Consider the following 25,023-nt stretch of genomic DNA (forward strand, 5'->3'; position numbering starts at 1 on the left):
CGTGAAGTTGACGCGCAGTATAGCGACAGGCCCTAGACCGGCAAAGCGCTGACGGTGCCCGATGGTCACTGAATGTGGGTAGAATGCGGTTTTTTTCCACCTGCGGGGGTGCGCCTTGCGCGAAATCGTCCTGATAAACATCACGGGAGTCGACCGACCGGGTCTGACTGCGGCCATTACCGGCGTTCTGGCCCAGGGTGGTGTGAACATTCTCGACATCGGTCAGGCGGTGATCCACGACACCCTGTCGTTCGGCATCCTGGTTGAAATTCCTGACACCGAACAAGGCAAGTCGGTGCTCAAGGACATCCTGTTCACGGCTTACAAGCTCGATCAACAAGTGCGTTTCACGCCGGTGTCCGAAGAGGATTACCAGCAATGGGTGGGCAATCAGGGCAAGAAACGCCACATCGTGACGCTATTGACCCGCAAAGTGACTGCCGAGCAATTGCAGCGAGTCAGTTCGATCACTGCCAAGTACGGCCTGAACATCGACCACATCGACCGACTGTCCGGGCGTATGCCGCTGGATACCCCGGCCGATAAAGGTAAGGGTTGCATCGAGTTTTCCGTGCGTGGCGAGGCGGCTGACCCGCAAGCGTTGCGGGCGGAATTCTTAAGCGTTGCCCAGGAACTGAACGTCGACATCGCCTTTCAGGAAGATTCGCTGTTCCGCCGCAACCGACGCCTGGCTGTGTTCGACATGGACTCGACGCTGATAGAAGCCGAAGTCATCGACGAACTGGCCAAGGCCGCCGGTGTCGGTGACCAGGTCTCCGCCATCACCGAGCGGGCGATGGCTGGCGAGCTGGATTTCCGCGCCAGCTTCAAAGAGCGCCTGGCCTTGCTGCAGGGGCTGGACGTTAGCGTACTGGACTCGATCGGCGCCTCTTTGCGCCTGACCGAAGGCGCGGAAACACTCTTCGCCGAACTCAAGCGTCTGGGCTACAAGACGGCGATCCTGTCGGGTGGCTTCACTTATTTTGCCAAGCAGTTGCAAGCCAAGCTGGGCATCGACTATGTGTTTGCCAACGAGCTGGAAGTGGTCGATGGCAAAGTCACCGGCGTGGCAGTTGAACCGATCGTCGACGCACAGCGCAAGGCGGATCTGCTGAAGGAACTGGCGCACAAGGAAGGTTTGCGTCTGGAGCAGACCATAGCAGTCGGCGACGGCGCCAATGATTTGCCGATGCTGGCGATTGCCGGGCTGGGCGTGGCGTTCCGCGCCAAGCCGCTGGTCAAGCAGTCGGCGAAGCAGGCGATTTCCACCCTTGGGCTGGATGGTGTGCTGTATCTGCTGGGCTTCCGGGATCGCGACGGGCAGCTCTGATATCTCGGTTGCCTGATCGGGCCTCATCGCGGGCAAGCCCGCTCCCACAGGGATCTCCTTTGTGTGACAGATCGTGTGCACACCGAAGAACCTGTGGGAGCGGGCTTGCCCGCGATGGCGGCGCCGCGGTCTTACAGATTCACCCTCAAAGCGTCTTCCACAACGAATCGAATTCCTGCTCGATACGAACCTCACCGCTCCCTCCGGCGTTGACGTTTGCGGCTGTCTCCAGCAAGCGATAGGCAAACTGATTGAAGCTGTGGGTGCTCGCCAGTCGCCGATCCAGCGCGACCCGGCGTTCTTCTCCGTGGGTATTGATCACCACCTTGTGGCCTTCCTGAAAGGGCAGGCGCGGAGCGAGCAACGTCGGCGGCAGGTCTATCGCGCTGATGGCCGGCAATAACAAACCGCGCAGGTATTGGCTGTGACCGTCATGGTCACGCAGCAATTGCAGCCCGCAAGGTTCGGCGTAAGGCGCGACCTGCTCGATCCCCATTTGCGTACCACCGCCACGCACCTGCCGGATCCAGCGCACCACTGCGATGCTCCAGCCTTGTCCTGCAGAATCCTCGAGGCCCACCATTTCGCCCGCCTGTAGCTCGGCGGGCACTGCGCCTGGCCAGGCCAGGCAATAACCGCCAGGACTGTGATTGATCACCGGCAGGGCATAAGTCGCAAAGTGTTGATTGCGGTCGGATGCCTCATGGCTGTCGTCATTGCGAAGTTGCGGGTACTCGATTTCTTCGTAGGGCAACAGATCGCCCACGTTGCCCTGGTGCGCGACAGGGCTCCACAGGTCTTTTACTCGATCTGGCGATATTGCCGAGAATTGCGCCTGTCGGGAGCCCGAGTGTTTCAGGATGTCGCTGAACGAACGTTGCCCACCCAGATAGAAGTGCAGTGCGCTCATGCCGATGCACAGGGTCAAGGTGCCTTGGCCGACAGTGCGCTGGAAGCCGCGCTCGGCCGTCTGGCCCCAGGCTGCATGCAGGTGTTGCAGCGTATCGAGGCTCAGCCCTGCAGGGACCGGCAGGGGTGTCGAGCTGTCGGTTTTTTGCAAATGAGCTTCGATGGCTGCGACCAGCGGCAGCGGATCGATCGCGAGAACGCTTTCCTGCTGCTCCGGGCGAAACCGGGCGCTATAACGAGGCCCGGTGTCGCTGTCCGATGCGATGGCAAACAGTCCATCGGACCGTTTACCGGGTTGCAGTTTGATCCATTTACTCCAGGGCTCCAGCACCTCGGCGACCCGGGCAATCTGGTTCTGCCGCAGTTGGTTGCAACGGGAGGCACCCAGCAGCAACGCGACGACGTAGGTCTGTTCGATGCTCAGCGTTTGCGTCTGGCTGGCCAGCTCGTCGCGCAGGCTCAGGTGCTGCAGCTGGTGCAGACAAGCGATCCGATACAGCTGGTGCAACTCCAGCCACAGCCCTTCCGGTACCGGGCAATAAAGCTCGGTGGCGCGGATCAACGGCCCGTTCAGGCAATGGATCGCACGTTGCAACGCCTGGGTCAGCAGCGGCGCACGGTCCTTGCTGAATCGCGGAGTGATGCGCACGACAATCTGTTTATAGCCAATCGCCAGGTGATTTTGCAGCGCCTGGCAGAGGTTGGCGATCTTGCGCGAACGTTCGTCGAGGACAATCGACTGATGCAGGAAATGCCGCTCCAGGTGTTTGCAGACGTAATACACCTCGGGCCTTAGCAGCTCGAGCATTTGCAGGCGGTTATCGCTGGGCGTCAGGAGCTGATTGAGTTCACTCAAGCCTTGATAGAGCTGGCGCGCGGTTTCGCCGATGCTGGCTTTAGGCAGTTTGGCAATCCAGCGCTTGAGGTCGCGCGGGGTGGCTTCACAGAACGTCAGGCGCAACTGCCTGGGGGTGGGCGCGCGTAGCAAGAGGTGGGGAAGAGTTTCATTCATGCCGTGGACAAACTCCGACAGGGAAAATGGGCAGTGAATGGCATGACTGTAACATGCAGAAGTACCCTCGACCCCGTGTAGGAGCTGCCGAAGGCTGCGATCTTTTGATTTTCGGCGACAGTGATGACGCTAAAGATCAAAAGATCGTCCGAACGCGGCCCGAACCTTCGGCAGCTCCTACAAGGGGAGTGTCGGCAGGCAGGGGATTACCGTTTGTCTGTCAGTCTGGTGCCGTTCGGGTGTGCTACTAATCTGACAGTCGTGCGACTGGATACGCACAGTCGCACGGCCTGCTGCAGACGCAGGGCAGGTCTCTTCGTAACTTCAAGGAGATGAGGTTCATGTCTAAATACGTAGTGGCAAATCAATGGGGCGGTAGTTCGGCACCCTGGCATCCAGGTGGAGACTGGGTACTGGGCGCGCGGGACAACCAGAAGGTTGTCGCGATCGACATCAAATCGGGCGATGGCGGCAAGAGCTTCACCGGCACCATGACTTACGCCGGCGAGGGTCCCATTGGTTTCAAGGCTCAACGCACGGGCCAGAACCAGTACAACGTTGAAAATCAGTGGGGCGGTAACGATGCCCCATGGCATCCAGGTGGCAAGTGGGTCATCGGCGGCCGCGATAATCAGAACGTTGTCGCGTTGAGTGTGACCTCCAGTGATGGAGGGAAAAACCTCAGTGGCACCAATACCTACGCCAATGAAGGACCGATCGGCTTCCGTGGACAGATAGAGTAGCGGCACCACCGACGTGTCCGGCCCCGCGAAGACGTTCGCGGGGTTCGGATCAGGCATCAGGCTGTTGGCAGACCCATGCCCTGGCCCATCTGCACCGGCGAACCGGCCGCCAGTTCTTCAGCCCATTTCACCTGGTCCGGCCCGAATAGCACCACGGCTGTCGAACCCAGTTTGAAGCGACCCAGTTCCGCACCTTTTTCCAGGTGGATCGGCGCACGTGCTGCTTCGTCGTAGCGGAAGGTTTTCAGCTCGCGCTTCGGTGGTGTGACCAATCCGGCCCAGACCGTTTCGATCGATGCCACAATCATGGCACCCACCAGCACCACGGCCATTGGCCCGCGCTCAGTGTCGAAAATGCACGCCACACGCTCGTTGCGGGCGAACAGTTCCGGCACGTTTTCGGCGGTGGTCTGGTTGACAGAGAAAATCCGCCCAGGAATGTAGACCATCTCGCGCAGCGTGCCCGCCAATGGCATGTGCACGCGGTGATAGTCCTTCGGCGACAAATAAATGGTGGCGAAATCGCCGCCCATGAATGGCGCGGCATTGGCCGCGTCACCACCGAGCAACTCCAGGACGCTGAAGCTGTGGCCCTTGGCCTGGAACACGCGGCCGTGTTCGATCGGGCCGAGTTGGCTGACGGCACCGTCGGCGGGGCTGAGGATGGCCCCCGGCGTCTGGTCCAGCGGGCGCGCACCCTCTTTCAAGGCGCGCGTGAAGAACGCATTGAAGTGCTCGTACGCGGTGAGGTCTTCGACCAGCGCCTGGGACATGTCCACCTGATAGCGCTTGGCGAACCACGCCGTAAAGGCGTTCTTGAACCAGCGCACGCGGCATTCGGCAATGCAGCCGGCCAGTCGCGACAGCAAATGGTGGGGCAGCAGGTATTGGCTGAGGATAAACAAACGCTTATTCATTGATGGTCCTTAGAAACCTTATTTCTCTACCGGGGTATCGGGATGGTTGCCCCATTCGCCCCATGAGCCGGCGTAGCCTTTGACCCGCGGATAACCGAGGGATTTGGCCACCAGATAGGTGAAGCCAGAGCGATGGTGGGTCTGGCAGTGGGTGATCACTTCTTTGTCTTTGCTGATCCCGAGTTGCTCCAGGATCTGCGGCATGTCCGTGCGAATGCGCAGGTGACGTGCCGGATCCATGCCCGCGGTCCATTCGAAATTGACCGCGCCGGGGATGTGTCCTGCCTTGGCCGCCAGGACTTTCTCGCCGGAGTACTCCAGCGGTCCGCGGGCGTCCCAGATCGCCAGGTCGGCTGCGCCGAGACGGCTTTGCAGGTACTCGCGGGTGGCGATGGGTTCGTCGTGCAAGGTCAGAGGGACCGGGCCGCCGACCGCCGCCGGGATCTGGATCGACATGGGCAAACCTTCCGCCAGCCAGGCTTGCAGACCGCCGTCGACATAGTGGTAGTGGCGATGGCCGATAACGTCCAGCAGCCAGATAAAGCGTCCGGCCCAGCCGCCGCCTTCATCGTCATAGACGACGTAGACCGCATCGGGGTTATGTCCCAGTTCGCCGAACAATGCTTCAAGCGCCCCCTGGGTCGGCAGCAGGCCCGGCGCAGGCGCCTGGCCCAGTTGCGTACGCTTGGGATCGACAAAGCGTGCGCCGGGAATATGCCCTTCGGTGTAACGGGCGCTGCTGGTCAGGTCCACCAGGATAAGTTCGCGGGCTTCGAGGCGGGCGAGCAGGTCGCTCGGCTCGATCACCAGGGTCAAGCCAGAGAAGTCAGGCATGTGAGGTCTCCAGAGCACAAAGGGTTGGATTGTAGCGCAGCCTTCAGTGGCCGCGGTGGCTAAAGCTGTGCAGGGCTTTTTCGATGCACTGCGCGGTTTTGCCGAAGGCTTGCACGGTGATCTCCGAGAACGGCCCGCCGCCCTGATCCGCCACCACAAGCATGATCACCCGGCCGTTGCTGACCAGTGAGCGCAGTAACAGGTGTTCACCCGCGAATTGCGAGCGCAGGTCGGCGGGCAGAAGGGCCGAGAGTCGCGCATGGTTGGCCGGGCTCAGGCGCAACTGCGCCTGTTGCGAGAGCAGGCGTTGCAGCACGGTGCTTTGGCTGACAGGGAAACTCAGGGCGGCGGCTGCCTTTGGCAGGCCGAAGGCCTGGTGCACCCGCAAATGGGCGTGAGTGCGGTCGGCCATTAAAATCATCACCCGTTGCATGCCGCACGCGACCAGGGCGTCGCAAGCAGAGGTGGTCAAGTGCATGGCATTGGCGAAGCGACTGGGCTGCATCAGCAATTCGGCGCACTGCCTGCGCCATTCCACCAGGTCTTCGGCGGTCGGCGCCGGGGTCGGCAGCCCATCCACGTGAATGTTCTTCCTCCCCCATGGCCAGATCAGCGAAACGGCCGGGTGCCACAGGTCTGGCATGGCGTGATGACGGGCGCTGGTGACGGCCTGTCGGTGCAACTGCTGCTGCACATCGGCCATCGGCATTTGCAGGTAAAGGCAGGTCAGGTAGCGCCAGCGCTCAGCGTGCGGACTGTCCCAGGCCTGTTGCACCGACAGCGCCAGACCGTTGGCCAGCAACACGGTGTTGGCCGGTTGATTGAGCCAGCGGCGCAGGGTCGGATCGTCATCGAGGCGGTTCTGCTGGCGCAACGGGTGATTACTGTCGCGAGCGATGCGCAGGACCTTGACCAGTTCCCGTTGCTCGTTGAGCAGCAGCCGGTAACCTTGCTGCACCCAGAATGGCAGGTGCCAGAGGTCCACCAGGGCCTGACCGATTTGCAGCAGGCGTACGCCGAACAGCTGCTTCTCGACGTCGCGCGCCGATTCGCCTTTATGGATGACCCGCTGCTCCCACTCTTCAAGCAACTGCGGATGGGTCAACGCCATCGGCCACAACGGCGAGAGAAACAGCAGGCTGCCCCAATGGATGTCCTGCCACAGCCGCGCCAGGCGACTGGCGAAAAAACCGTTGGCCTGTTGGGTCGCGTGCTGGCTGATCAACTGCAGCTGGCGCAGGGCGACGGGGATCTGCGACAGCGGCTCGGCGGGCAGCCGGCCGAGGAGCTCTTCGATGCGCTTCAACCCGAGGCGATTGAGCGCTACCTCCAGGTTTTCAGCGGGCGTGGACAGGCGGCCATGGGCATGCCGGTTGGCTTCGCGAATCACGCTCAAGGCCAGGGCAGGGCTGTCCTGCATCATTTCGGCGATATCGCGCAGCGAACTTCGCTTGTCGCGGATGGCTTTGCAAACCCGATCATGACTGGCTTGCGGAACGGGCAGGCGCACGCCATCGAGCAGCTTGACCCAGCCATCGAGTGTGCTCGGCGGCGTTGGAACGTTCGTTTGGTTAGCCATGTCTGGACGCGATCATCGTCTGCATTTATCTATGCCCCAAGCGTATGCCCGGAGCGGGCCACATTGGCTTTTCAACTGAACGGGCTATAGTCTGGCGCAGTTTTGCCGATAAGGAGAAGAAGAGATTTTTCAACTTCCGAATATGACCTTGAACCCGACTCAGTAAGTGCTCCCCATCCTATGGCTAAAATAATCGGCATCATCGTCGTATTCGCGAGCGTGCTCGGCGGCTACGTGCTCTCCCACGGTAAAATTGCCGCGCTGATTCAGCCCTTCGAGGTGATGATTATCGGTGGAGCGGCCCTGGGTGCATTCCTGCAGGCCAACCCCAGTCACATGACGATGCGCGTGTTCAAGAAGTCCTTGGGCATGTTCAGCTCGCGTTTCACCCACATCTTCTACCTTGAGGTGCTGGGGCTGATCTACGAGATCCTCAACAAGAGCCGCCGCGAAGGCATGATGGCCATCGAAGGCGACATTGAAGATGCCGCCGCGAGCCCGATCTTCGCCAAGTACCCGGCGGTTCTGAAAGATGAGCGCATGACGGCGTACATCTGTGATTACCTGCGCATCATGTCGTCCGGCAACATGGCGCCCCACGAGCTTGAAGGCCTGTTCGACATGGAGCTGTACAGCCTCAAGGAAGACCTGGATCACCCCTCCCACGCCGTGAACGGCATCGCCGACGCCATGCCCGGCTTCGGTATCGTCGCGGCGGTATTGGGTATCGTGGTGACCATGGCGTCCCTGGGTGATGGCGATCAGCAATCCATTGGCTTGCACGTCGGTGCGGCGCTGGTCGGTACCTTCTTCGGTATTCTTGCAGCCTATGGTTTCTTCGGCCCGCTGGCCCACTCCCTGGCCCACGATGCCAAGGAAGAACTGAACGTCTACGAGGCCATCAAGGCCTCGCTGGTCGCTTCCGCTTCCGGCATGCCGCCATCGCTGGCGGTGGAGTTCGGCCGCAAGGTGCTGTACCCGGCGCACCGCCCCAGCTTCGCCGAGCTGGAACAAGCGGTTCGCGGTCGCTGAGTCATGGAGAATAACCAGCCGATCATCATCAAGCGCGTCAAGCGCTACGCCGCCGGGCATCATGGGGGCGCCTGGAAAATCGCCTTCGCCGACTTCGCGACGGCGATGATGGCGTTCTTCCTGGTGCTGTGGCTGCTGTCCAACGCAACGCCTGAGCAGAAGATCGCCATCGCCGGTTACTTCAAGGACCCGATCGGCTTTACCGAAAGCGGCACGCCCTACATCATCGACCTGGGTGGTACGCCGACCCTGGCACCGGATATCACGCTCAATCCCGAGGTCAAATCCCAACCGCAGCCGGACAAAGTGACCATCGGTACCGAACAGGCCGAAGGCATGGCCGAGCAGGTCGAGAAGGAGCGGCTGGAGCTGCTGTTGCAAGAACTGCAGAGCAAGGTGGATGAAAATCCTCAGTTGCACAAATTCAAGGACCAGATCCAGTTCGAGATCATTGCCAATGGTTTGCGCATCCAGATCATGGACGCGGAAAACCGGCCGATGTTTGACTCGGGCAGTGCCCGCCTGAAACCGTACTTCGAAGATATTTTGCTGGCCATGGCCGACACCATCAAAGCCGTGCCGAACAAGATCAGCATCAGCGGCCACACCGATGCCACACCCTATTCGGGTACCGGTGATTTCGGTAACTGGGAGCTGTCAGCCAACCGTGCCAACGCGGCCCGCCGTGCGCTGGTAGCCGGCAGCTACCCGGAATCGCAAGTGGCGCGAGTCGTCGGGTATGCCTCTTCGACACTGTTTGATCGGGGTAACCCGTTCAACCCGGTCAATCGCCGTATCGACATCGTGGTGCTGACCAAAAAAGCCCAGCGTGCCATTGAAGGCGCGCAAGGTGCCGAACCAGCGCCGGAGTCGATGCCAGGGCAGGGCGCCCCGGGTGAAGTGCCGGCCACGCCCGTCGACCCGAATGCGTTGCCGGCCGATAAAGAGCCATTGCCGGCGCATGAGCTTCGCGAGCGCTTGAATCTGTTCGATGACCCGGCGCCGAAGCCGGGTGAGCCATCGAAACAGTGACCCACAAAAAAGCCGACAGTGATGTCGGCTTTTTTATTTCTGCTGCCTTCTGCGGATCATTTTCGTGGCATCACGAAAATGATCCAGGCTACTTAATAGCTGCTTTCCGGCAGACTGGCGATGATCGAGCGATAGCTGTTCATCCGTTGCTGCTGCACGCGGCCTTCTTCCAGGGCCTTGAGCAGGGCGCAACCCGGTTCGCGGTCGTGCTTGCAGTCGCGGAAGCGGCAGGTGCCGATCAGGTCGTTGAACTCGATGAAGCCGGCTTCGACGTCGGCTCGGCTGACGTGACCCAGGCCGAATTCGCGGATACCCGGGGAGTCGATCAACTCACCGCCACCGGGGAAGTGGAACAAGCGCGCGGTGGTGGTGGTGTGGGTGCCCTGGCCGGACAGTTCGGAGAGCGGGCCGACGCGGGTTTCGACTTCCGGCAGCAGGCTGTTGACCAGCGACGACTTGCCGACGCCGGACTGGCCGACGAACACGCTGATGCGCCCGTCCAGTTGCTCCTGCAGTTGCTCCATGCCGTTGCCGTGGTGCGCCGACACTTCCAGCACCGGATAGCCCAGCGTGCGGTAGACCGCCAGCAAGGCATTCAACGCCGGGGCGTTGTGTTCGTCGATCAGGTCGAATTTGTTGAGCAGCAGCAGCGGACGAATCCCCGCGTGCTCTGCCGCGACCAGATAACGGTCGATCAGGTTGGCGTGGGGCTCAGGCAGTGGCGCGAAGACAATGACGATCATGTCGACGTTGGCCGCCACCGGCTTGAGCTGGCCACGGCTGTCCGGACGGCAGAGTTCGGTTTTACGCGGCAGTTGCGCCACGATCACGCCGATCCCCTGGTTGCCGGCACGCCAGACCACCTGATCGCCGGTCACCAGCGCCGGGAGGTTGGCGCGCAAGTGGCAGCGGAACACCTGGCCGGCCAACTCGCCATCGAGCGCTTCGACTTCGACCTGCACACCGAAGTGCGCGATCACCAGGCCCGTCTGTTCCGGACCCAGGTCGCCACCCTCGAGTGCCTCGACAGCCGAGGACTCGCGTTTGGCGGCGCGGGCAGCGCGTTCGCCCTGAATCTTTTCGATGCGCCAGTTTTGACGACGATTGAGTTGGCGTTTGGCCATGGGTGTTCCGTATCAAGAATGCAGCGATTAGGTAAAACGGCGGCGAGTTTAGCACGCCCGGCCACGTCCCTAGGCTAAACTGCGCAGCATTGCCTAGGAGTCGACACATGCAAAACCCGCAGAATCTGATCTGGATCGACCTGGAAATGACCGGTCTGAACCCCGATACCGACGTCATCATCGAGATGGCCACCATCGTCACCGACAGTGATCTGAACACCCTGGCCGAAGGGCCGGTGATCGCCATTCATCACAGCGATGAAATTCTTGCCGGCATGGACGAGTGGAACACCCGTCAACACGGCGGCTCGGGCCTGACCCAACGGGTTCGCGACAGCCGCATCAGCATGGCCGAAGCCGAAGCCGAGACCATCGCCTTTCTGGAAAAATGGGTGCCGAAGGGCAAGTCGCCGATCTGCGGCAACAGCATCTGCCAGGACCGTCGCTTCCTTTATACCCATATGAAGTCCCTGGAAAGCTATTTCCATTACCGCAACCTCGACGTGTCGACCCTTAAAGAGCTGGCCGCACGCTGGGCGCCGGACGTACGCGACAGCTTCCAGAAAGGCAGCACCCACCTGGCCCTGGACGACATCCGCGAATCGATCGCCGAGCTGCAGCACTACCGCAAGAACTTCATCAAGTTCTGAATCGGCGGTGTCCGCACTGGCCTCATCGCGGGCAAGCCCGCTCCCACAGGAATCTCCTTATGGCAGAGATCCCTGTGGGAGCGGGCTTGCCCGCGATGGCGTCCCCCCAGTCACCCTTTGACCGGGCAAGGGGAAAGTTCTTGAGTGCGCTCTTTTGGTGCTTCGGCGAAGTGAGTAGACTGCGCGCCTTTCTGCAAGGACCGCCGCCATGTTGCTGATGCTCTACCTGATCGCCATTACCGCCGAAGCCATGACCGGTGCCTTGTCTGCCGGTCGTCGCGGCATGGATTGGTTTGGCGTGGTACTGATCGCGTGCGTGACTGCCCTCGGGGGTGGGTCGGTGCGCGACGTGCTGCTTGGCCATTACCCGCTGACCTGGGTCAAACACCCGGAATACCTGGTGTTGACCTCGATCGCAGCGATGTTCACCGTGTTTGCCGCCCGCTGGATGCGCCACCTGCGTTCGCTGTTTCTGGTACTCGACGCCGTAGGGTTGGTGGCCTTTACCCTGATCGGCTGCATGACTGCGCTGGAAATGGGCCATGGCATGCTGGTGGCTTCGGTCAGCGGGGTGATCACCGGAGTGTTCGGCGGCATCCTGCGGGATATCTTCTGTAACGACATCCCGCTGATCTTCCGCCGCGAGCTCTACGCCAGCGTCTCGTTCGCGGCGGCGTGGTGCTACATGCTCTGCATATATCTGGAACTACCCGGGGAGCAGGCGATTCTGATTACCCTGTTCGGCGGCTTTCTGCTGCGTCTGCTGGCGATCCGTTTCCATTGGGAAATGCCGAAGTTCGTCTACAACGACGAAGCCTGAAGTAGCCCCCGTAGGACTGTAGGACTGTAGGACTGTAGGAGCTGTCGAGTGAAACGAGGCTGCGATCATTTGATTTTGTTTTTTGACAAGCAAGATCAAAAGATCGCAGCCTCGTTTCACTCGACAGCTCCTACAGTTCAGCGGTTCAGCGGTTCAGCGGTTCAGCGGTTCAGCGGTCCAACAGTCCAAGGTCCAATGTCCAATGTCCAATGTCCAATGTCCAATGTCCAATGTCCAATGTCCAATGTCCAATGTCCAATGTCCAAGGTCCAAGGTCCAGCAGTCCTACGCCAGGCCATGCTGTTTCAGGGCCCATTCCACGTGTTCGCGGACCAGTTCCGAGGGGTATTCGCGTCGCGCCTTCAAGGCTTCCAGCACCGGAATGCTCGACGGCGCATTACCCAGGCCCACCGCGAGATTGCGCAGCCAGCGCTCATAGCCGGCACGGCGCAGCGGCGAACCTTCGGTGCTACTGAGGAATTTGTCTTCGTCCCACATAAACAATTCGGCCAGTTCGGCATTGTCCAGATTGTGCCGCGGCTTGAAGTCGCTTTCGCCGGACGGGCGGGCAAAGCGGTTCCACGGGCAGACGATCTGGCAGTCATCGCAACCAAACACCCGATTGCCGATCAACGGCCGCAAATCTTCCGGAATCGCACTTTTCAACTCGATGGTCAGATAGGAAATGCAGCGTCGGGCGTCCAGTACATAAGGACCGACGAAGGCATTGGTCGGGCAGATGTCCAGGCACGCGGTGCAGCGACCGCAGTGTTCGGTCGCGTGGGGTGGGTCCACGGGCAATGGCAGGTCGACAAACAGTTCGCTGAGAAAGAAGTAACTGCCGGCCTTGCGATTCAACACCAGGGTATTTTTGCCGATCCAGCCCAGGCCGGCTTTTTCGGCGATGGCCTTTTCCAGTACCGGTGCGCTGTCGACGAACGCGCGGTAGCCGAACGGGCCGATGACCGCCTGGATTTTTTCTGCCAGTTGTTGCACGCGTTTACGGATCAATTTGTGGTAATCGCGGCCCAAGGCATAGCGCGAAACGTAGGCTTTTTCCGGTTGGGCCAGGCGTTGGGCCATTTCTGTGTCGCCGGGGAGGTAGTCCATGCGCAGGGAAACCACCCGTAACGTGCCCGGCACCAGCTCTTCCGGGTGCGAGCGTTTGCTGCCGTGGGCACCCATGTACTCCATTTCACCGTGGTAGCCGGCTTCGAGCCAGCGCTGCAGGTGCTGCTCATGCTCGGCCAGGTCCAGGCCGCTGATGCCGACTTGCTGAAAGCCCAGCTCGCGGCCCCAATCCTTGATGGATTGGGCGAGGGCGGGCAGGTCTGTGGTAATAGCAGGCATGAGACGAGAGAAACCGGAGCTGAGGTGCGTATAATTCTGCCAGACATCGGAGCCAGAAGACGCATGCCGCACACTAAAGATGATTTACCCGACGCGCTGTACAGTGCCGCGCAAGTGCGAGGGCTCGAGGCGAGCCTGATCGCGGCCGGCACATCGGGCTTCGAATTGATGCAGCGGGCGGCGCGCGCAACCTGGCGTGCGCTGGTCCGTCATTGGCCGACGGCGAACGAGCTGAGTGTGGTGGCCGGTCATGGTAACAACGCCGGCGATGGCTATTTAGTAGCTGTTTTGGCCCGGCGTGCAGGCTGGCACGTGCGCGTCCTGGCAGCCGGTGATCCTCAGCGGTTGCAAGGCGATGCAGGCTTGGCCCACGCCGAGGCCGTGGCCGAAGGCATTGCCGTCCAAGCCTGGAGCGCGCAGTCCGAGTTGCGGGGTGTCGTGGTCGACGCCTTGCTCGGCACCGGGTTGACGGGAGAAGTGCGAGAACCCTATGCCAACGTTATCGCTGCGATCAATGCCAGTGGTTTGCCGGTGGCGGCAGTGGATATCCCATCGGGTCTTAGCGCCGATACTGGACGTATGCTCGGCGCGAGCGTCCGGGCTGACCTGACCGTGACCTTCATCGGTTTGAAAGTGGGGCTGTTCACTGGCGACGCGGCGGATGTGGTCGGCGAGTTGGTATTCAATGATCTGCAAGCCTCCCCTGAGTCATTTAATGGCGTCGACATCAGTGCGCGTCGCCTGACGGCCGGTAATGTGCCGCGTCTGGCCAACCGTGCTCCCACTGCCCACAAAGGTAAGTTCGGTCACGTGCTGTTGATCGGCGGTGATCGAGGTTTTGGCGGCGCGATCCTGTTGAGTGCGCAAGCGGCGCTGCGCAGTGGCGCGGGCATGGTGTCCGTATCGACGCGCAGTGAACACGTTCCCGCCGCACTGGCGAGAATTCCCGAAGCCATGGTGTTGGGCACTTCGTCGGCTAACCAACTGATGGGATTGCTTGAAAAAGTTTCCGTACTGGTCGTCGGTCCAGGCCTGGGACAGGCGTCCTGGGGGCGCAGTCTGTTGTCGGCGGCAGCCAACGCACCAATTGCGCAAGTCTGGGACGCCGATGCCTTGAATCTGTTGGCCGAAGAACAGGCGAGCTTGCCCAGGGATTGTGTGATCACACCCCATCCGGGCGAAGCGGCGCGGTTACTGGGCCTGTCGACTGCCGAGGTCCAGGCCGATCGTCCTGGTGCTGCTCATGCATTGAGCAAAAAATATACAGCGGTTGTGGTCCTGAAAGGCGCCGGCAGCCTGATCGCCAGTCCCGATGGGCGTCTGGCGGTATGCGATCAGGGGCACCCGGCGATGGCTACCGCCGGATTGGGCGATGTGCTGGCTGGATTGTTGGGCGCCTTGTTGGCCCAGGGCATGAACGCCTTCGACGCCGCTTGCCTCGCGGTCTGGCTGCACGCCAATGCCGGTGCGCAACAAGGTAAATCGGGCCGTGGGCTGGCGGCCAGTGATCTGATTCCAGCCATTCGTCAGTTGTTGGAGGAGCAAGCACCGTGTCTGAAGTAACCCTGTACCTGGCCGATGAACAGGCCATGACCGACTTTGGCGCGCGTATCGCCCATACCACCAAGGGCCATGGCCTGATCTTTCTTGAAGGCGACCTCGGTGCGGGGAAAACCACGCTGTCCCGAGGCATCATCCGGGGCTTGGGGCATGTGGGCGCGGTAAAAAGTCCGACCTTCACCCTGGTCGAACCTTACGAGATCGGCGACATCCGGGCCTTCCATTTCGACCTGTATCGGCTGGTCGATCCGGAAGAGCTGGAGTACCTCGGCATCCGTGATTACTTCGACGACGATGCGCTGTGCCTGATCGAATGGCCCCGCAAGGGTGCAGGCTTTTTGCCAAAGCCCGACCTGACCATTACCATTAGCCCGCAAGACAGCGGGCGTTCGCTGAAAATTTTGTCCCAAGGCTCGCGTGGCGAGTCGTGGTGTGCCGCTTTGGCATTGGAATCCAATTAAATGATGGGGTCAGGTATGCGCTTTCGCGCGATGGTAGCTGCCGTAGGGTTGTTGTTTTTGGCGGTGACCGTCGACGCTGTGGCCGAGACGAAGGTCAACAGCGTTCGCCTGTGGCGGGCTCCGGACAACACACGGTTGGTGTTCGACCTGACGGGGCCTGTCCAGCACAGTGTCTTTACCCTGACCGCGCCGGACCGCCTGGTGATCGACATCAATGGTGCGAGCCTTGGGGCGCCATTGAATGTCAATAGCTCGAACACCCCGATCACCGCCATGCGCTCGGCCCAACGCACGCCGACCGACCTGCGGGTGGTCATCGACCTGAAAAAAGCCGTCACGCCGAAAAGCTTTACCCTGGCGCCAAACGCCCAGTACGGTAACCGACTGGTGGTCGATCTGTTCGATAACCCTGCCGACGCCGCGCCGATTCCGGCGCCGACCAACGTCGCGACAGTGGCCCCGGTGCCGGTCACCCCGATCGATCCACCAGTCAAATTGCCGCCAGCCCCGGCCGGCAAGCGCGACATCGTCGTGGTTATCGATGCCGGCCACGGCGGCGAAGACCCGGGCGCTTCGGGGTCTCGCGGTCAGCGCGAGAAAGACGTGGTGCTGGCCATTGCTCGCGAACTGCAGCGCCAGGTCAACGGCATGAAAGGCTTCCGTGCCGAACTGACCCGTACCGGCGACTACTTCATTCCCTTGCGCGGCCGTACCGAGATCGCCCGCAAGAAGGGCGCCGACCTGTTCGTCTCGATCCACGCCGATGCCGCACCTTCAGCCGCTGCCTTCGGTGCGTCGGTATTTGCCCTGTCCGATCGCGGCGCCACGTCCGAGACGGCGCGCTGGCTGGCCGACAGTGAAAACCGTTCCGACCTGATCGGCGGTGCCGGCAACGTCAGCCTCGACGACAAGGACCGCATGTTGGCGGGCGTACTGCTCGACCTGTCGATGACCGCCTCCCTGACGTCCAGCCTGAACGTCGGCCAGAAGGTCCTGAGCAACATCGGCCGGGTCACCCCGCTGCATAAACAACGGGTGGAGCAGGCCGGGTTTATGGTACTGAAGTCGCCGGACATCCCGTCGATTCTGGTGGAAACCGGGTTTATCTCCAACGCCAACGAAGCCTCCAAGCTTGCCGCCGCGAACCACCAGCAGGCGCTGGCGCGTTCGATCAGCAGCGGCGTGCGCCAGTTCTTCCAGCAGAATCCACCGCCAGGCACCTACGTCGCCTGGCTGCGTGATTCCGGCAAGATCGCCCAGGGCCCGCGCGACCACCGGGTGAATCCAGGCGAGACACTGGCGATGATCGCCGTTCGCTATCAGGTGTCTCCCGCCACGCTGCGCAGCGCCAACAACCTGTCGAGTGATGAGCTCAAGATCGGTCAGCACTTGACCATCCCTGGCACTGAGTTGGCGGCCAAAGAATGAACCAGGTGCTGACCAACACCGCTCGCATCGAGCTGCTCAGCCCCCGGCTGGCAAACCAGATTGCCGCCGGCGAGGTGGTCGAGCGCCCGGCTTCGGTGATCAAGGAGTTGCTGGAAAACAGCCTCGACTCCGGCGCCCGGCGCATCGATGTCGATGTCGAGCAGGGTGGTGTCAAATTGCTGCGGGTGCGCGACGATGGCAGCGGCATTTCTGCCGATGACTTGCCGCTGGCCCTGGCCCGTCACGCCACCAGCAAGATCCGCAACCTGGAAGACCTCGAGCAGGTCATGAGTCTCGGGTTTCGTGGGGAGGCCCTGGCGTCGATCAGTTCCGTGGCACGGCTGACGCTGACGTCCCGGACTAAAGAGGCCGATCAGGCCTGGCAAGTCGAAACCGAAGGCCGGGACATGGCGCCGCGGGTACAGCCGGCCGCTCATCCGGTCGGTACCTCGGTCGAAGTTCGCGACCTGTTCTTCAATACCCCGGCACGCCGCAAATTTCTCAAGACTGAAAAAACCGAGTTCGATCACCTGCAAGAAGTGATCAAGCGCCTGGCATTGGCGCGTTTCGACGTGGCATTCCATCTGCGCCATAACGGCAAGACCATCCTCAGCCTGCATGAGGCCCACGATGATGCGGCCCGTGCCCGGCGCGTAGCGGCCATCTGCGGCCCGGGCTTCCTGGAGCAGGCGCTGCCGATCGAAATCGAGCGCAATGGCCTGCATCTTTGGGGCTGGGTCGGCTTGCCGACATTCAATCGCAGCCAGGCGGACTTGCAGTATTTCTTTGTGAATGGCCGTGCCGTGCGCGACAAACTGGTGGCCCACGCGGTCCGTCAGGCTTATCGCGATGTGCTGTTCAACGGCCGTCACCCGACCTTCGTGCTGTTTTTCGAAGTCGATCCGGCGGGCGTCGACGTCAACGTGCACCCGACCAAACACGAAGTGCGCTTCCGTGACGGGCGCATGGTCCACGACTTCCTCTATGGCACCTTGCACCGCGCCCTGGGCGATGTGCGCCCGGAAGATCAACTGGCTGCGCCTGTGGCGACAGCCATCGTCCGACCGACCGGGATCGATGCCGGCGAGTTCGGTCCCCAGGGTGAAATGCGTCTGGCGGCCAATGCGTTGCTGGAGCAGCCCCAGGCTCAGCCGGCCTTCAATGCAACGGCTGGCTCGGGCGCCGGCGCCGGTTATCAATACACGCCACGGCCGCAGTCCGGCGTTCCCGCCGCTGAAGCCCAGGCGGCCTACCGCGAGTTCTTTGCGCCGTTGCCCGAGGCCAACGCGGTCGCGCTACCGGCCGGGCAGGACGATATTCCGCCGCTGGGTTACGCGTTGGCGCAGCTCAAGGGCATCTATATTCTGTCGGAGAACGCCCAGGGGCTGGTGTTGGTGGACATGCATGCCGCCCATGAGCGGATCATGTACGAACGCCTGAAAATCGCCATGGCCAGCGAAGGCCTCAGTGGCCAGCCGCTGTTGGTGCCCGAGTCCCTGGCGGTCAGTCAGCGTGAAGCCGATTGCGCCGAAGAGCATGTCGCCTGGTTTCTGCGGCTGGGCTTCGAGTTGCAGCGTCTGGGCCCGGAATCCCTGGCCATCCGGCAGATTCCGGCCTTGCTCAAGCAGGCTGAAGCCAATCGACTGGTCAGTGACGTATTGGCAGACCTGATGGAGTACGGCACCAGCGACCGGATCCAGGCGCACCTGAACGAGCTGCTCGGGACCATGGCCTGCCACGGCGCGATCCGAGCGAATCGGCGTCTGGCCCTGCCGGAAATGAACGGTCTGCTGCGCGACATGGAAAACACCGAGCGCAGCGGTCAATGCAACCATGGCCGACCGACCTGGACCCAATTGGGACTGGACGATCTGGACAAACTGTTCTTGCGCGGTCGTTGATGAGCCAGCTCCCTCCTGCAATTTTCCTGATGGGGCCGACCGCCGCCGGCAAGACCGACCTGGCCATCGAACTCAGCAAAGTCTTGCCCTGCGAGCTGATCAGCGTTGATTCGGCGCTGGTCTATCGTGGCATGGACATCGGCACCGCCAAGCCTTCCAAAGCGCTTTTGGCCGAATTTCCCCATCGTCTGATCGATATTCTCGACCCGGCAGAGAGCTATTCGGCCGCGGATTTCCGACGTGATGCCCTCGACGCCATGGCCGACATCACTGCGCGGGGAAAAATTCCGCTGCTGGTGGGCGGCACAATGCTCTATTACAAAGCGTTGGTCGAAGGTCTGGCGGACATGCCCGCCGCCGATCCCGATGTCCGCGCACAGATCGAAGAAGAAGCTGCACGCCTTGGCTGGCAAGCCCTGCACGATCAATTGGCAGTGATTGATCCGGAATCTGCTGCGCGCATTCATCCGAACGATCCCCAGCGACTCAGTCGAGCGCTGGAGGTTTATCGTGTCAGCGGTCAAAGCATGACTGAGTTGCGCTTGCGACAATCTGCGCAAAGTACTGAAGCAGCCGCTTCGGGACAGCAACAATTGCCCTATACTGTCGCGAACTTGGCGATTGCTCCGGCAAATCGCCAGGTACTGCATGAGCGAATTAAACAAAGATTTACTTTAATGTTGGAACAGGGATTCATTGACGAGGTCGTAGCCCTGCGTAAGCGAAGTGACCTGCATGCCGGGTTGCCGTCTATACGTGCAGTAGGCTACCGACAAGTCTGGGACTACCTGGATGGCAAGCTGACGCAAGCCGAGATGCAGGAGCGTGGAATCATTGCCACGCGCCAGCTGGCGAAGCGCCAGTTCACCTGGTTGCGCAGCTGGGCTGATTTACACTGGTTGGACAGCCTGGATTGCGACAATCTGCCGCGCGCCTTGAAATACCTGGGGACCATCTCCATATTGAGCTGAGTCCTTGCAAATTGCCGTCTATCCTCGGGGGTGTGACGGCCACAAGCCATCTGTTTACCTATTTTTTATATTGAATCCTTAAAGGAGTGCGGCACATGTCAAAAGGGCATTCGCTACAAGACCCTTACTTGAATACTTTACGTAAAGAGAAAGTGGGGGTCTCCATCTACCTGGTCAACGGGATCAAGCTGCAAGGCACGATCGAGTCTTTCGACCAGTTCGTTATCCTGCTGAAAAACACCGTTAGCCAGATGGTTTACAAACACGCTATCTCTACAGTGGTGCCGGTTCGTCCAATTCGTCTGCCAAGTGCCGCCGAAAGTGAACAGGGCGACGCTGAGCCTGCTCCGGGTAACGCCTGATAGGAGTCTCCTTTGTTCTTTGAGCGCCACGGTGGTGGTGAACGGGCCATTCTCGTTCACTTGGATGGTCAGGACCCTGAGGCGCGCGAAGATCCGCAGGAGTTTCAGGAATTGGCAATGTCGGCTGGCGCCGAGACCGTCGCGTTTTTCAACGTGCCGCGTCATCGGCCAACCGCCAAATACCTGATTGGCAGCGGCAAGGTCGAGGAATTGCGCGACCTGGTCAACGCCGAACAGGTAGATCTGGTGATTTTCAATCACATCCTCACGCCCAGTCAGGAACGTAACCTCGAACGTGTTTTCGAGTGTCGCGTGATCGACCGTACGGGTCTGATTCTGGATATTTTCGCCCAGCGCGCCCGCACCCATGAAGGCAAGCTCCAGGTCGAACTGGCCCAGCTTGAGCACATGAGTACGCGGCTGGTTCGTGGCTGGACTCACCTTGAGCGGCAGAAGGGTGGTATCGGTCTGCGCGGCCCGGGTGAAACCCAACTGGAAACCGACCGGCGCCTGCTGCGGGTTCGCCTGCGCCAGATCAAGGGGCGGCTGGAAAAGGTTCGCAGCCAGCGCGAGCAATCTCGACGCGGGCGCAAACGTGCTGACATTCCGACGGTTTCACTGGTGGGTTATACCAACGCCGGCAAATCGACGCTGTTCAACTCGGTGACCGATTCCGATGTCTTCGCCGCCGACCAGCTCTTCGCCACCCTCGACCCGACCCTGCGCCGACTCGAACTCGACGACCTCGGGCCGATCGTGCTGGCCGATACCGTGGGCTTCATTCGCCACCTGCCGCACAAACTGGTCGAGGCATTTCGGGCTACGCTCGAAGAGTCGAGCAACTCCGACTTGCTGCTGCATGTGATCGACGCCCATGAACCCGAGCGTATGGCCCAGATTGAACAGGTCATGGTGGTGCTCGGGGAGATCGGTGCTCAAGACTTGCCGATCCTCGAGGTATACAACAAACTCGATTTGCTCGAAGGTGTGGAGCCGCAGATCCAGCGCGATGCCGATGGCAAGCCGCAGCGGGTCTGGTTGTCGGCCAAGGACGGTACGGGTCTGGATTTGCTCAAGCAGGCTGTGGCCGAACTGCTCGGCGACGATTTGTTTGTTGGCACCTTGCGCTTGCCGCAACGTTTTGCTCGACTGCGTGCGCAGTTTTTCGAAATCGGTGCGGTACAGAAAGAAGAGCACGACGAAGAAGGCATCTGCCTGCTGGCCGTTCGTTTGCCACGAATCGAGTTGAATCGACTGGTGAGCCGCGAAGGATTGCAGCCGATGGATTTCATCGAGCAACACACTTTGCAATAAAAGCCTGAAAAAGCGGTTGTGCCGCGGTGACAGGCATTCTGTAGCATTGGTCGGCGCGCCGTGGGTGCGTCTTTGCTTTATCAGATGGAGAGCGCTATGGCTTGGAATGAGCCGGGTGGCAACTCGAATAATCAGGATCCTTGGGGTGGCAAGCGCCGCAATAACGGCGACCGCAAGGGACCACCGGATCTCGACGAGGCCTTCCGAAAGCTGCAGGAAAGCCTGAACGGGTTGTTCGGTGGTGGTAAGAAACGCGGTGATGACGGCGGCGGTTCGGGCAGGAGTGGCGGCTTCGGCGGCATTCTTGGCATCGGCCTGGTCGTGTTGGCGGCCGTGTGGCTGTACAGCGCGGTCTACGTAGTCGACGAGCAGGAGCAAGCCGTGGTGCTGCGCTTCGGCAAGTACTACGAAACCGTCGGCCCGGGCCTGAACATCTATTTCCCGCCGATCGATCAAAAGTACCTGGAAAACGTCACGCGTGAGCGTGCCTATACCAAGCAGGGTCAAATGCTGACTGAAGACGAAAACATCGTCGAAGTGCCGCTGACCGTGCAGTACAAGATCAGCAACCTGCAGGACTTCGTGCTGAGCGTCGATCAGCCGGAAATCAGCCTGCAGCACGCGACCGAAAGCGCCTTGCGCCATGTGGTGGGTTCCACCGCGATGGATCAGGTGTTGACCGAAGGTCGTGAATTGATGGCCAGCGAAATCAAGGAGCGTCTGCAACGCTTCATGGATACCTATCGCACCGGTATCACCGTCACTCAGGTCAACGTTCAGAACGCAGCGGCACCGCGTGAAGTCCAGGAAGCCTTCGATGACGTGATCCGCGCCCGTGAAGACGAGCAGCGTTCGCGCAACCAGGCGGAAACCTATGCCAACGGCGTCGTGCCGGAAGCCCGTGGTCAGGCCCAGCGCATCATCGAAGATGCCAATGGTTACCGTGACGAAACCGTCTCGCGCGCCAAGGGTGAGGCCGATCGCTTCACCAAGCTGGTCAGCGAATATCGCAAGGCACCTGAAGTCACCCGCGAGCGTCTGTACCTGGACACCATGCAGGAAGTCTTCAGCAACACCAGCAAGGTTCTTGTCACCGGCAACAAGAATGGCCAGAGCAATCTGCTCTACTTGCCGCTCGACAAGATGGTCGAAAGTGGTCGCAACACCAGCACTCCGGTGACCGGCGCCGCAGCCACCAGCAATGAAGCGAATGCACGTGCCGCAGCTGATCTGCAGCAACAGCAGACACGTACCAGGGAGAGTCGCTGATGAGCAATAAATCGCTGATCGCCCTAATTGTCGTGGTCGTCGTGGCGATCGCCGCCTGGAACTGCTTCTACATCGTGGCTCAGACCGAGCGTGCGGTGTTGCTGCAGTTCGGACGTGTGGTCCAGGCCGACGTTCAGCCAGGCTTGCACGTGAAAGTGCCCTACGTGAACAAGGTGCGTAAATTCGATGCGCGCCTGATGACGCTGGATGCACCGACACAGCGCTTCCTGACGCTGGAAAAGAAAGCCGTCATGGTCGATGCCTATGCCAAGTGGCGTGTGAAAGATGCCGAGCGCTTCTACACCGCGACTTCCGGTCTCAAGCAGATTGCCGATGAGCGTCTTTCCCGTCGTCTGGAATCGGGCCTGCGTGACCAATTCGGCAAGCGCACGCTGCACGAGGTGGTTTCTGGTGAGCGTGATGCTTTAATGTCCGATATCACCGCTTCGTTGAACTCGATGGCGGAAAAAGAACTGGGCATCGAAGTGGTCGATGTTCGGGTCAAGGCCATCGATCTGCCGAAAGAAGTGAACCGCAGCGTGTTCGAGCGCATGAGCTCCGAGCGTGAGCGTGAAGCTCGCGAGCACCGCGCCAAGGGTAACGAGCTGGCAGAAGGCATTCGTGCCGATGCCGATCGTCAACGCCGGGTGCTGCTGGCTGAAGCCTATCGTGAATCCGAAGAGGTTCGCGGTGACGGTGATGCCCAGGCGGCTGCGATCTACTCCAAGGCCTACGGCCAGGATCAGGAGTTCTACGGTTTCTACCGTAGCCTGCGCGCCTACCGTGAAAGCTTCGCGAACAAATCCGACGTCATGGTCCTGGACCCAAGCAGCGACTTCTTCCGTTACCTGGAAAAAGCCAAGCCTTGATACGGCGTTGACCTGAATCATCCCCCGCCTGGCGGCTAAAGCCTCGGGCGGGGTGATCCTTTGGGAAAACGTGTGTATGATGCGGCAGCCGGGAAATTCCCGGCTTTTTTGCGTCTGCACGTTTGATTGCTGTTTTTATGCAGGCGCCGGGTTAAAAGACTCGGCAGGTTTTTCGAGGAAAGTGGTTGGCGAAGCCGATTTCAGGCTTTTTGCCACGTTGTTTATGCGCGTGGTTTGCATATGGGCCGATCATTTTCTGCTTCACTCAAGGCTCGCCCAACGGCTTGCCGCCCGGATCATAGGGGAATGGCGTAATGGCAACGGTAGACCGCTGGCTGCTGCCAGATGGCATCGAAGAAGTACTGCCACCAGAAGCGGCGCGCATCGAAGTAGCGCGTCGCCAGGTGTTGGATCTGTTCCAGAGCTGGGGTTACGAGTTTGTCGTGACTCCCCATATCGAGTACCTGGAATCCCTGCTGACCGGTGCGGGTTCGGACCTCGATCTGCGTACCTTCAAGGTCATCGACCCGCAATCGGGCCGGCAGATGGGGTTCCGTGCCGATATCACGCCGCAAGTGGCGCGTATCGATGCGCACACCCTGCGTCGCGAAGGCCCGAGCCGTCTGTGCTATGCCGGGAGTGTGCTGCATGCTCTACCGCGCGCATTGTCGTCTTCGCGCAGCCCGATTCAGTTGGGTGCCGAGTTGTATGGCGATGGCAGCCCTAGCAGCGACGTGGAAGTCATCAGCCTGATGCTGGCCATGCTGCAATTGGCCGACGTGCCTGATGTGCACATGGATCTCGGCCATGTCGGCATCTATCGCGGCCTGGCCCGCGCCGCCGGTTTGTCCGGTGAAGTCGAGCAACAGTTGTTCGATGCGCTGCAACGCAAGGCCATCGACGAGGTCATTAGCTTGACCGAAGGCTTGCCTGCCGATCTGTCGGGCATGCTGCGAGCGCTGGTCGACCTGTGTGGCGGCCGTGAAGTATTGAGCGCTGCCCGCGAGCGTCTGGCGAATGCGCCGGCGCCAGTGCTGGCGGCGCTGGACGACTTGCTGGCGATTGCCGAGCGTCTGTCCGCGCGTTTCCCGCAATTACCGCTGTACTTCGACCTGGGCGAGTTGCGCGGCTACCACTACCACACGGGTGTGGTGTTTGCGGTGTTCGTGCCGGGTGTTGGCCAGTCCATTGCCCAGGGCGGTCGTTACGACGACATCGGCGCCGACTTCGGTCGCGCCCGTCCGGCAACCGGCTTTTCTACCGATTTGAAAACCCTGGTGACCCTGGGGCGTGCTGATATCGAGTTACCGTCTGGCGGTATCTGGATGCCGGACAGTACGGATGCGGCACTCTGGCAGCAGGTTTGCCAGTTGCGCAGTGAGGGTCAGCGTGTCGTTCAGGCATTGCCTGGACAACCTTTGGCCGCCGCCCGTGAAGCGGACTGCGACCGGCAATTGATTCAGCAGAACGGGCTTTGGCAAGTATCGCCACTGGCTTCTTGAGTTTTCCCGCCGGCTGCCGCCGGCACCAAGTTTGCGCGAATGAGGACAAGTGTT

General features: G+C 60.7%; 22 protein-coding genes. 16 read left to right on the plus strand and 6 right to left on the minus strand.

Going from position 1 to position 25,023, the window contains the following annotated elements; genetic code table 11:
* The first annotated feature begins 115 nt into the window (after positions 1–115).
* Positions 116–1,330: a phosphoserine phosphatase SerB gene (gene serB, locus ACA062_RS02330; protein WP_064675596.1), complete on the plus strand. Its 1,215-nt coding sequence runs from the start codon at positions 116–118 to the stop codon at positions 1,328–1,330.
* A gap of 145 nt (positions 1,331–1,475) precedes the next feature.
* Here the strand turns inward: serB and ACA062_RS02335 are convergent, their stop codons facing one another.
* Positions 1,476–3,251, minus strand: coding sequence for a cyclic-di-GMP receptor FimW-related protein (locus ACA062_RS02335; protein ID WP_497455054.1), 1,776 nt, complete (start codon positions 3,249–3,251; stop codon positions 1,476–1,478).
* Positions 3,252–3,592: 341 nt separating this feature from the next.
* Between ACA062_RS02335 and ACA062_RS02340 the strand changes: the two genes are divergently transcribed.
* Entirely contained in the window at positions 3,593–3,994 is a 402-nt protein-coding gene (locus tag ACA062_RS02340) for a lectin OAA family protein (protein ID WP_497455055.1), read from the plus strand.
* Between the two features lie 56 nt (positions 3,995–4,050).
* Here the strand turns inward: ACA062_RS02340 and asd are convergent, their stop codons facing one another.
* Genes asd through ACA062_RS02355 form a run of 3 tightly spaced genes read right to left on the minus strand, consistent with a single transcriptional unit; the run spans position 4,051 to position 7,324 of the window.
* Complete coding sequence (gene asd / locus ACA062_RS02345) at positions 4,051–4,911, minus strand: archaetidylserine decarboxylase (RefSeq protein ID WP_064675599.1); 861 nt, start codon at positions 4,909–4,911, stop codon at positions 4,051–4,053.
* An 18-nt stretch (positions 4,912–4,929) separates the two neighbouring features.
* A complete protein-coding gene (rhdA, locus tag ACA062_RS02350; RefSeq protein ID WP_497455056.1) occupies positions 4,930–5,745 on the minus strand; it encodes a thiosulfate sulfurtransferase in 816 nt (271 codons plus the stop codon).
* 43 nt (positions 5,746–5,788) lie between these two features.
* Positions 5,789–7,324, minus strand: a complete 1,536-nt coding sequence (locus ACA062_RS02355) for an HDOD domain-containing protein (RefSeq protein ID WP_497455057.1) — start codon at positions 7,322–7,324, stop codon at positions 5,789–5,791.
* A 180-nt stretch (positions 7,325–7,504) separates the two neighbouring features.
* Here ACA062_RS02355 and motA point away from each other — a divergent pair, with 180 nt between their 5' ends.
* Together motA and motB are read left to right on the plus strand one after the other, a co-directional pair.
* Entirely contained in the window at positions 7,505–8,356 is an 852-nt protein-coding gene (gene motA / locus ACA062_RS02360; protein WP_497455058.1) for a flagellar motor stator protein MotA, read from the plus strand.
* A 3-nt stretch (positions 8,357–8,359) separates the two neighbouring features.
* Positions 8,360–9,388, plus strand: coding sequence for a flagellar motor protein MotB (gene motB / locus ACA062_RS02365; protein ID WP_497455059.1), 1,029 nt, complete (start codon positions 8,360–8,362; stop codon positions 9,386–9,388).
* 92 nt (positions 9,389–9,480) lie between these two features.
* Here the strand turns inward: motB and rsgA are convergent, their stop codons facing one another.
* Positions 9,481–10,512, minus strand: a complete 1,032-nt coding sequence (gene rsgA, locus ACA062_RS02370) for a small ribosomal subunit biogenesis GTPase RsgA (RefSeq protein WP_497455060.1) — start codon at positions 10,510–10,512, stop codon at positions 9,481–9,483.
* A gap of 107 nt (positions 10,513–10,619) precedes the next feature.
* On the opposite strand from rsgA, the gene orn reads away from it, so the two are divergent.
* Positions 10,620–11,162 (plus strand): oligoribonuclease, encoded by a 543-nt coding sequence (gene orn, locus ACA062_RS02375; protein ID WP_128872842.1) that lies wholly within the window; start codon positions 10,620–10,622, stop codon positions 11,160–11,162.
* 208 nt (positions 11,163–11,370) lie between these two features.
* The gene (locus ACA062_RS02380; protein ID WP_497455061.1) at positions 11,371–11,982 is read left to right on the plus strand and encodes a trimeric intracellular cation channel family protein; all 612 of its coding nucleotides are present in this window, start codon (positions 11,371–11,373) and stop codon (positions 11,980–11,982) included.
* 285 nt (positions 11,983–12,267) lie between these two features.
* Here ACA062_RS02380 and queG read toward each other — a convergent pair whose 3' ends face one another.
* Positions 12,268–13,332, minus strand: coding sequence for a tRNA epoxyqueuosine(34) reductase QueG (queG, locus tag ACA062_RS02385; RefSeq protein WP_497455062.1), 1,065 nt, complete (start codon positions 13,330–13,332; stop codon positions 12,268–12,270).
* Between the two features lie 63 nt (positions 13,333–13,395).
* Between queG and ACA062_RS02390 the strand changes: the two genes are divergently transcribed.
* The 10 genes from ACA062_RS02390 to ACA062_RS02435 all read left to right on the plus strand — a co-directional run bounded on the left by ACA062_RS02390 (position 13,396) and on the right by ACA062_RS02435 (position 24,969).
* The gene (locus ACA062_RS02390) at positions 13,396–14,895 is read left to right on the plus strand and encodes an NAD(P)H-hydrate dehydratase (RefSeq protein ID WP_497455063.1); all 1,500 of its coding nucleotides are present in this window, start codon (positions 13,396–13,398) and stop codon (positions 14,893–14,895) included.
* Positions 14,883–15,353: a tRNA (adenosine(37)-N6)-threonylcarbamoyltransferase complex ATPase subunit type 1 TsaE gene (gene tsaE / locus ACA062_RS02395; protein ID WP_497455064.1), complete on the plus strand. Its 471-nt coding sequence runs from the start codon at positions 14,883–14,885 to the stop codon at positions 15,351–15,353. Before ACA062_RS02390 ends, tsaE begins: the two co-directional genes overlap by 13 nt.
* Positions 15,354–16,781: an N-acetylmuramoyl-L-alanine amidase gene (locus ACA062_RS02400; RefSeq protein ID WP_497455065.1), complete on the plus strand. Its 1,428-nt coding sequence runs from the start codon at positions 15,354–15,356 to the stop codon at positions 16,779–16,781.
* Entirely contained in the window at positions 16,778–18,682 is a 1,905-nt protein-coding gene (gene mutL, locus ACA062_RS02405; RefSeq protein ID WP_497455066.1) for a DNA mismatch repair endonuclease MutL, read from the plus strand. The genes ACA062_RS02400 and mutL overlap by 4 nt, the downstream gene beginning before the upstream one ends.
* Positions 18,682–19,653: a tRNA (adenosine(37)-N6)-dimethylallyltransferase MiaA gene (gene miaA, locus ACA062_RS02410; protein ID WP_497455067.1), complete on the plus strand. Its 972-nt coding sequence runs from the start codon at positions 18,682–18,684 to the stop codon at positions 19,651–19,653. The genes mutL and miaA overlap by 1 nt, the downstream gene beginning before the upstream one ends.
* A 95-nt stretch (positions 19,654–19,748) precedes the next feature.
* Positions 19,749–20,015, plus strand: coding sequence for an RNA chaperone Hfq (hfq, locus tag ACA062_RS02415; protein ID WP_064675613.1), 267 nt, complete (start codon positions 19,749–19,751; stop codon positions 20,013–20,015).
* Between the two features lie 12 nt (positions 20,016–20,027).
* Positions 20,028–21,329, plus strand: coding sequence for a ribosome rescue GTPase HflX (hflX, locus tag ACA062_RS02420; RefSeq protein ID WP_497455068.1), 1,302 nt, complete (start codon positions 20,028–20,030; stop codon positions 21,327–21,329).
* Positions 21,330–21,425: 96 nt separating this feature from the next.
* Positions 21,426–22,598, plus strand: a complete 1,173-nt coding sequence (gene hflK, locus ACA062_RS02425; protein WP_497455069.1) for an FtsH protease activity modulator HflK — start codon at positions 21,426–21,428, stop codon at positions 22,596–22,598.
* Complete coding sequence (hflC, locus tag ACA062_RS02430; RefSeq protein ID WP_497455070.1) at positions 22,598–23,467, plus strand: protease modulator HflC; 870 nt, start codon at positions 22,598–22,600, stop codon at positions 23,465–23,467. Before hflK ends, hflC begins: the two co-directional genes overlap by 1 nt.
* A 314-nt stretch (positions 23,468–23,781) precedes the next feature.
* Positions 23,782–24,969, plus strand: coding sequence for an ATP phosphoribosyltransferase regulatory subunit (locus tag ACA062_RS02435; protein ID WP_497455071.1), 1,188 nt, complete (start codon positions 23,782–23,784; stop codon positions 24,967–24,969).
* The last annotated feature ends 54 nt before the right edge of the window (positions 24,970–25,023 follow it).

This window comes from Pseudomonas sp. LBUM1679, from assembly GCF_059695565.1.